7 protein-coding genes are annotated in these 7,693 nt (G+C 71.4%); 5 read left to right on the top strand and 2 right to left on the bottom strand.

Annotated features, from left to right (window positions below):
* Both ACFPZL_RS08090 and ACFPZL_RS08085 read left to right on the top strand, forming a co-directional pair.
* Window positions 1-471, top strand: a 471-nt coding sequence (locus ACFPZL_RS08090) for an iron chelate uptake ABC transporter family permease subunit (protein ID WP_382335063.1), incomplete at its 5' end; no start/stop codon positions are given.
* Window positions 378-1,148, top strand: a complete 771-nt coding sequence (locus ACFPZL_RS08085) for an ABC transporter ATP-binding protein (protein WP_236022082.1) — start codon at window positions 378-380, stop codon at window positions 1,146-1,148. The genes ACFPZL_RS08090 and ACFPZL_RS08085, both read left to right, overlap by 94 nt.
* A gap of 51 nt (window positions 1,149-1,199) precedes the next feature.
* Here ACFPZL_RS08085 and ACFPZL_RS08080 read toward each other — a convergent pair whose 3' ends face one another.
* Complete coding sequence (locus tag ACFPZL_RS08080) at window positions 1,200-1,850, bottom strand: FadR/GntR family transcriptional regulator (protein ID WP_218115832.1); 651 nt, start codon at window positions 1,848-1,850, stop codon at window positions 1,200-1,202.
* 10 nt (window positions 1,851-1,860) lie between these two features.
* Window positions 1,861-3,063: a pyridoxal phosphate-dependent aminotransferase gene (locus ACFPZL_RS08075; RefSeq protein WP_382335061.1), complete on the bottom strand. Its 1,203-nt coding sequence runs from the start codon at window positions 3,061-3,063 to the stop codon at window positions 1,861-1,863.
* A gap of 681 nt (window positions 3,064-3,744) precedes the next feature.
* Here ACFPZL_RS08075 and ACFPZL_RS08070 point away from each other — a divergent pair.
* The 3 genes from ACFPZL_RS08070 to ACFPZL_RS08060 all read left to right on the top strand — a co-directional run.
* Window positions 3,745-4,506 (top strand): LamB/YcsF family protein, encoded by a 762-nt coding sequence (locus tag ACFPZL_RS08070; RefSeq protein ID WP_218115829.1) that lies wholly within the window; start codon window positions 3,745-3,747, stop codon window positions 4,504-4,506.
* Entirely contained in the window at window positions 4,503-6,182 is a 1,680-nt protein-coding gene (locus tag ACFPZL_RS08065) for a 5-oxoprolinase subunit B/C family protein (protein WP_218115827.1), read from the top strand. The genes ACFPZL_RS08070 and ACFPZL_RS08065 overlap by 4 nt, the downstream gene beginning before the upstream one ends.
* Window positions 6,179-7,693, top strand: a 1,515-nt coding sequence (locus ACFPZL_RS08060; protein WP_382335058.1) for an acetyl-CoA carboxylase biotin carboxylase subunit, incomplete at its 3' end; no start/stop codon positions are given. The genes ACFPZL_RS08065 and ACFPZL_RS08060, both read left to right, overlap by 4 nt.

The raw sequence follows: 7,693 nt of genomic DNA, 5'->3' as shown, positions 1-7,693 counted from the left end.
GCGGGCATCGGCGTGCGGCCGATGCGCAGCCGGATCCTGCTCGTCGTCATCGCCGTCGCCCTGATGGCGGTCGCCACCGCGTCGACCGGGCCGATCCCGTTCATCGCCCTCGCCGCCCCTCATCTCATGCGGCGTCTCACCCGCACCTCCGGCGTGCCGCTCGCGGGGGCCGCCCTCATGGGCGGAGTGCTCGTGCTCGTCAGCGACCTCGTCGCGCGGAGGCTCTTCGCCCCCACCGAGCTCGCGGTCGGCATCGTCACCGGCGCTCTCGGCGGCGCCTACCTGGTCTGGCTGCTCATCGTCGAGAGGAAGCGCCTGTGGACGCGAACGCCCCGCTACCCGCCGGTTCCACGGCCCCGCCGGCGCCCGCCGCGCGACTGCGCGGCGAAGCCCTGCGCGCCGGCTACGGGCCCGGTCACGAGATCCTGCACGGTGTCGACGTCGAGGTGCTCGAGGGGGAGCTCACCGTGATCGTCGGCCCCAACGCCTGCGGCAAGTCGACCCTGCTGAAGGCGCTCGCGCGGATGCTCAGACCGACGGGCGGCCGGGCCCTCCTCGACGGCCTGCCCCTGACCGACTACCACCCGAAGGCGCTGGCCCGGCAGCTCGGCCTGCTGCCGCAGTCGCCCACCGCGCCCGAGGGCATCACCTTCAGCGACCTGGTCGCGCGCGGGCGGTACCCCCATCAGAGCCTGCTGCGGCAGTGGTCGCCCGGCGACGAGCGCGCGGTGGCGGAGGCGCTTGCCGCCGCGAACGTCGCGGATCTCGCGGAGCGACGGGTCGACGAGCTCTCGGGCGGGCAGCGCCAGCGGGTCTGGATCGCGATGGCGCTCGCCCAGCAGACGTCGATCCTGCTGCTCGACGAACCGACCACGTTCCTCGACGTCTCGCACCAGATCGAGGTGCTCGACCTCGCCCGGCGGCTGCAGCGCGAGGGTCGCACGGTGGTCGCCGTGCTGCACGAGCTGAACCTCGCGTTCCGGTATGCGACGCACGTGATCGTGATGCGCGACGGCGGGATCATCGGCCGGGGGGCGCCCGCCGAGATCGTGACGGCCGAGCTGATCGAGCGCGCGTTCGACCTCCCCTGCACGATCATCCCCGACCCGGTCTCGAAGACCCCGCTCGTCATCCCCGGGCGGGTCTGAACTCCGAAGGCCGGAGCGCTCCGCGGCAGGGACGGTCCGCGGCCCGAGCGCTCAGTCCCGCTCGACCACGACGAAGTCGCCGAGCGCGTGCAGGGCAACGGTCTCCGCGGCCAGTGCGGCATCTCCGGCGCGGATCCGGTCGAGGATCTCGTCATGGGCCTGCTGCCGGCAGGTGTCGTCGAGCGCGTGATCGATGCGACCGCTCGCGAGGAAGCCGCCGAGGGCGACGAGGAGCGCAGCGTGCAGCGACACGCTGAGCGGGGCGCAGCCTGCCTCGACGAGGCCCACGTGGAACTCCCCGGGCAGTCGTTCGCGACCCTCGCGGGGAGCGGCGACCTCGGCGAGGCGATCCAGCACGGTGCGGTCGTCGGATCCGGCCAGTCGACGCGCGGCCTCGGCTTCGATCGCGGCCCGCAACTCGAGGCACTCGGCGGGCCCGCGGCCCAGCAGCAGATCCTGCAGCACGCGGTCGGTCGGGGTGCGCGAGCGCACGAAGGTGCCCCGTCCGGCGGCCGTCTCGAGCATGCCGAGCTCGGTGAGTCCGCGCACCGCCTCGCGGATGGTCCCGCGGGCGACGCCGAACTGCTCGGCCAGTTCCAGCTCGCTCGGGATGCGCGTGTGCAGCTCCCACTCGCCGGAGACGATGCGCCGTCGCAACCAGTTCCTCGCCTGCTCGGAGCGGCTCCGCGCCTGTGCGGCCATGTTCGCCGTGCTACTCGGCGAGCAGCGTCTGGATCCGGCGCACACCCTCGAGCAACGCCTCGTCGCCGAGCGCGTAGCTGAAGCGCAGGTAGCCGCTCGGCCCGAACGCCTCGCCCGGCACCGCCGCGACCTCGGCCTCCGAGAGGATCAGGTCGGCCAGCTCGAGGGAGGTTCTCGGCGTCGTGCCGCGGATCTCGCGGCCCAGCGCGCCCGTCACGTCGACATAGGCGTAGAACGCGCCCTCGGGGGTCGGGCAGTGGAAGCCGGGCACCCGGTTCAGCTCGTCGACGATCAGCTTGCGCCGGCGGTCGAAGGCGAGCCGCATCTCCTCGATCGGCTCCTGCGGGCCGTTCAGCGCCGCGATCGCCGCGCGCTGCGCGATGTTGTTCACGTTCGAGCAGAGGTGCGACTGCAGGTTGGCGGCGCCCTTGATGATGTCGGCCGGGCCGATCATCCAACCGAGGCGCCAGCCGGTCATGGCGTAGGTCTTCGCGACGCCGTTGACGAGGATCGTGCGATCCGTCAGCGCCGGCACCGCCTCGACGATCGACACGGCGCGCACGCCGTCGTACACCAGGTTCTGGTAGATCTCGTCGGCGACGATCCAGAGGCCGTTCGCCTCGGCCCACTCGCCGATGGCCGTCGTCTCCTCGGGCGTGTAGACGGCTCCGGTGGGGTTCGAGGGCGAGACGAAGAGCAGCACCTTGGTGCGCTCGGTGCGTGCCGCCTCGAGCTGCTCCACCGTCACCTTGTAGCCCTGGTCGGCGCCGGCGAACACCTCGACCGGCACGCCGTCGGCGAGCTGGATCGCCTCGGGGTAGCTCGTCCAGTACGGTGCGGGCACGAGCACCTCGTCGCCCGGATCGAGCAGCACCTGGAACGCCTGGTAGACCGCCTGCTTGCCGCCGTTCGTCACGATGACCTGCGAGGCGGGGACCTCCCAGCCGGAGTCGCGCGCGGTCTTCGCCGCGATCGCCTCGCGCAGCTCCGGCAGCCCGGCCGCCGCGGTGTAGCGGAAGTTCTTCGGGTCGTCGAGCGCGGCCCGCACGGCGTCGACGGCGTGGGGCGGCGTGGGGAAGTCGGGCTCGCCCGCGGCGTAGCTGATGACGGGTCGGCCCTCGGCCTGGAGGGCCTTCGCCTTCGCATCGACCTTGAGGGTGGCGGACTCGGCGATGGCGCCGATCTTCTTCGACAGACGGGAGATGTTGGTCACACGCCAATCCTAGTTGTGCGCGGGGGAATCGTGTCGTGTCCGATGGAGGGCGAGCCTCTGCCGGAACCCTCGGATCGGCGGCCCTGGATCGCGGCCTGGGGTCGCCGGCGCCGAGGTCGGCGGGGCCGCCGCACGGAACCGCACGGAACCGCGCGGAACCGTCGAGGTAGTGAGGCGCCGTCGAGACAGTACGAGATCGTCGGGACTGTACGGGATCGTCCGTCGAAAGGATGCAGCGCGGACGATCGCGTACCGTCTCGTGCGTGCGTGCGTGCGTGCGTGCGTGCGTGCGTGCGGGCCGGGGCGACCGCATACTGCTTGGTGCGTACGTGGGTGCGTGCGGTTGATGGCGATCGCGTCTCCGAAGCAGAATCGCACCGATCTGCAGAATCGCACAGGGATATCGAGCGGATCGGTGTTCTTCTGCGGATCGGTGTTTTTCTGCAGATCGGTGTTTTTCTGCAGATCGGTGCATAGCTGCAGATGCCGGATCGGTCCTGCAGGATCGGTCCCGCGCCGGCGAAGCCTCGGTGAGGGAGGCTGGCGCGCCCGATCCTCAGGCCTCGTACGAGCGGCCCGGCAACCATGCCCGCGAAACTTCTGCTGAACAACAGGGGTACTGTGCTACTTTTGTTGAACAATCTGGTCATCCGGATATGAGCATCAGGGTTCGGAGGTCACATGCGAAGCATCGACCTGAACAGCGACGTGGGCGAGTTCTCCGGTCAGTGGGTCGTCGGCGACGACGACGCGATCTTCGCCCACATCTCGAGCGCGAACGTGGCCTGCGGGGGCCACGCCGGCGATCCCACCATCATCCGGGCGACCTGTCGTGCCGCCGCCGGACAGGGCGTGATCGTCGGAGCGCACCCGTCGTACCGAGACCTCGCCGGCTTCGGCCGCCGGTTCATCGACGTGCCGGCCGTCGAGCTCGCAGACGAGCTCATCGCCCAGATCGGGCTGCTGCAGGCCCTCGCGCATGCCGAGGGGACGTCGGTGCGCTACGTGAAACCGCACGGGGCGCTGTACAACGCGATCGTGAGCCATCGGCCGCACGCCCAGGCGGTGGTCGATGCGATCCGGGCCGTCGACCCCGCCTTCCCGCTCGTCGTGCCGCCGTTCTCCGAGGTCCAGCGGCGCGCCGAGGATGCGGGGGTGCGGACGGTCGTCGAGGCCTTCGCCGACCGCGCTTACACGCGCGACGGCGGGCTCGTCCCGCGCACGGAGCCCGATGCCGTCATCCACGACTCGGCCCTGGTCGTGGAGCGCGCGCTTCGCATCGTGGACGGGCACGTGCTGGCGATCGACGGCACGCGCATCGACATCGGCGCGGAGACGCTGTGCCTGCACGGGGACACCCCCGGAGCCGTCGAGCTCTCCGCGAGCATCGAACGCGCGCTCCACGAGGCCGGGGTCGAGACGCGGAGCTTCGTGGACCGATGAACGTCGACGCGGCAACCGAACCGAGGCGCACGGTGAAGCGGTCGGGGGATCGGGCGTTCCTGGTGGATCTGGGATCCCTCGAGGGCGCGATGGGTCTGCGCGCGCAGCTGGAGGAGCATCCGCCGAGCGGAGTGTCCGACGTCGTCGCCGCGGCGAGGACGGTGCTGGTCGTCGCACGGTCGCCCCGGTTCGTCCGGCCGCTCATCGAGTACGTCGAGTCGCTGAACGCCTCCGGCCGCTCGGGCCGGATCGGGCGAACGATCCGGATCCCCGTGTCTTACGAGGGCGAGGATCTCCGCGAGACCGCGGCGCGGATGGGGCGGAGCGTCGAATCCCTGATCGGCTGGCATTCCTCCGGGACCTGGACGGCCGCCTTCACGGGATTCGCTCCGGGATTCGTCTACCTCGTCGGAGAATCGGGAGTCCGCGTCCCCCGCCGCGAGTCGCCGAGGACCTCGGTTCCCGCCGGGTCGGTCGGACTGGCCGACAACTACTCGGCGGTCTATCCGCGCAGTTCCCCCGGCGGATGGCAGCTGATCGGCCGGACCGATGAGACGCTCTGGGACGAGTCCCTGGCCGACCCGGCGCGCATCCATCCGGGCGACCGGGTCCGCTTCGTGCCGGTGCGTCATCCGATCACCGGGTCCGTGCCGCGGGTCGAACCCGTCGCCCCGATCGAACGGGATCGGGCCGACGTCGTGATCGTGCAGCCCGGCGTGGGAGCGACGATCCAGGATCTCGGCCGGCCCGGGCACGCCGTGCTCGGCGTCGGGCCCGCCGGAGCGATGGATCGGTCGTCGTTCCGCCAGGCGAACCGGCTCGTCGGCAACTATGCGGGTCAGGCGGCTATCGAGGCGCTCGGGGCAGGGTTCTCGATCCGCGCCGAGACGGATCAGGTCGTCGCGGTGACCGGTGCGGCCGGCCGCCTCGCGATCCGGAGCGCGACCGATCGAACCGCGCGGTTCGGTCCGCGGAACCCGGCCGTGCGGACGCCGTTCGTGCTGCTCGCCGGCGAGGAGCTCACGATCGCGGAAGCCGATCGGGGGATCTGGAGCTATGCGGCGATCAGGGGAGGGATCGACGCGCCGGCGGTCCTCGAGAGCCGGTCGCGCGACACGCATTCGGGCATCGGGCCTTCCCCGCTCGCGCCGGGTGACGGGCTGGTCATCCGTGCCGCGGACGTCTCGGCCGTGGCGTCCAACCCGGAGGGGGAGCTGCGCTCGACGGTGCAGGACACGGAGCTGCGCTCGACAGCGCCCGAGACGGAGCTGCGCTCCGCGGCGCAGGAGACGGATCTGCGCGTGATCCCGGGCCCCCGCGAGGACTGGTTCACCACGGATGCCGTCGACGCGCTCTTCTCCGAGACGTGGACGGTATCCAACCGGTTCAGCCGCATGGCCTCGCGACTCACGGGTCGACCCCTCGAACGCGCGGTGCAGGACGAGCTCCAGAGCGAGGGCATCGTCCGCGGCTCGATCCAGGTGCCGCCCGACGGGCAGCCGCTGATCTTCGGCGCCGACCACCCGGTGACCGGAGGCTACCCGGTGATCGGCGTGATCGTCGACGCCGACCTCGACACGGCGGCGCAGCTGGGCCCCGGGGCGAGGGTGAGATTCGTGCGAAACGCCCGCGCCGAGACGGACGACGGACAGCAAGAACGGAGGGCGGACTCGTGAGGAAGGTGCTCATCGCCAATCGGGGCGAGATCGCGGCCCGGATCGCGCGCGCCTGCGACGACCAGGGGCTGGAGAGCGTCGCGGTCTACGCCGGAGTGGACGCGGACGCCCCGCATGTCTCCATCGCCACCGAAGCCTATGCGCTCCGCGGCGCCACCCCGTCGGAGACCTATCTCGATGGCGCTCAGCTGCTCGAGATCGCCGAGCGCTCCGGATGCGACGCCGTCCACCCCGGATACGGCTTCCTCTCCGAGAACGGGGACTTCGCCGAGGCCGTCGTCGAGGCCGGTCTGACCTGGATCGGTCCCTCCGCGAAGGCGATCAGACTGCTCGGCGACAAGGTCAGCGCCCGCGCGGTGGCCATGGCGGCCGGAGCCCCCCTCGCACCCGGCTCGGACGGACCGGTTTCGACGGCCGACGAGATCCGGGAGTTCGCGATCCTGCACGGGCTTCCCGTGGTCGTGAAGGCGGCATTCGGCGGTGGCGGGCGCGGGATGAAGGTCGTCGATGATCTCGACGAGATCGATGAGGCGTTCGCATCCGCGGTGCGGGAGGCGCGCCTCGCCTTCGGCCGCCCGGAGTGCTTCGTCGAGAAGTTCCTGGAGCGCCCACGGCACATCGAGGCGCAGGTGCTCGCCGACGCGGCCGGGAACGTGCGGGTGATCGGTACGCGCGACTGCACGCTGCAGCGCCGCAACCAGAAGCTGGTCGAGGAGGCGCCGGCGCCGTTCCTCTCCGACGAGCAGCGCGCGGAGATCGTCGACTCCGCCGCGGAGATCCTCCGGAACGTCGGCTATGTCGGCGCCGGTACGGTGGAGTACCTGCTCGATCGCAACGGAATGCTCAGCTTCCTCGAGGTGAACACCCGGCTGCAGGTCGAGCACCCGATCACGGAGGAGACCTCGGGGATCGACCTCGTCGCCGCGCAGTTGCGCATCGCGTCGGGCGAGGCTCTGGACCTGACGGAGCCGGTGGAGCCGCGCTGCCACGCGTTCGAGTTCCGCATCAACGCGGAGGACCCGGGCCGCGGCTTCCTGCCGTCGCCCGGGCGCGTGAAGCGGGTGCAGTGGCCGACCGGGCCCGGGGTGCGCATCGATGCCGGCGTGCGGGACGGCTCGATCGTTCCGGATCAGTTCGATTCGCTCGTAGCGAAGATCATCGTGACCGGGCGGACCCGCGAAGAGGCGATCCGGCGGGCCCGGCGTGCGCTCGACGAGTGCGCGATCGACGGGATCCCGACCGTCCTCCCGTTCCACCGATTGGTGCTGAACCGGCCCGAGTTCACGGACGCGGGATCCTTCTCCGTCCACACGACGTGGATCGAGAGCGAGCTCGCCGAGCGCATCGAGGCGAACCCGGACTTCGGCGTCGCGCCCGCCTCCGGGGACCGCACGACGTTCACGATCGAGGTGGACGGACGCAGAGTCGAGCTCGGCGTGCCGGCCGCCCTTGCCGCCGCCCTCACCGGGGGCGGCGCGCACCACGGCGCCCACCACGGCACCCGCGCCGAG

The sequence above is a fragment of the Leucobacter soli genome (assembly GCF_042659205.1).
Taxonomy (GTDB): domain Bacteria; phylum Actinomycetota; class Actinomycetes; order Actinomycetales; family Microbacteriaceae; genus Leucobacter; species Leucobacter soli.
This window is presented reverse-complemented; position numbering and strand designations above follow the sequence as displayed.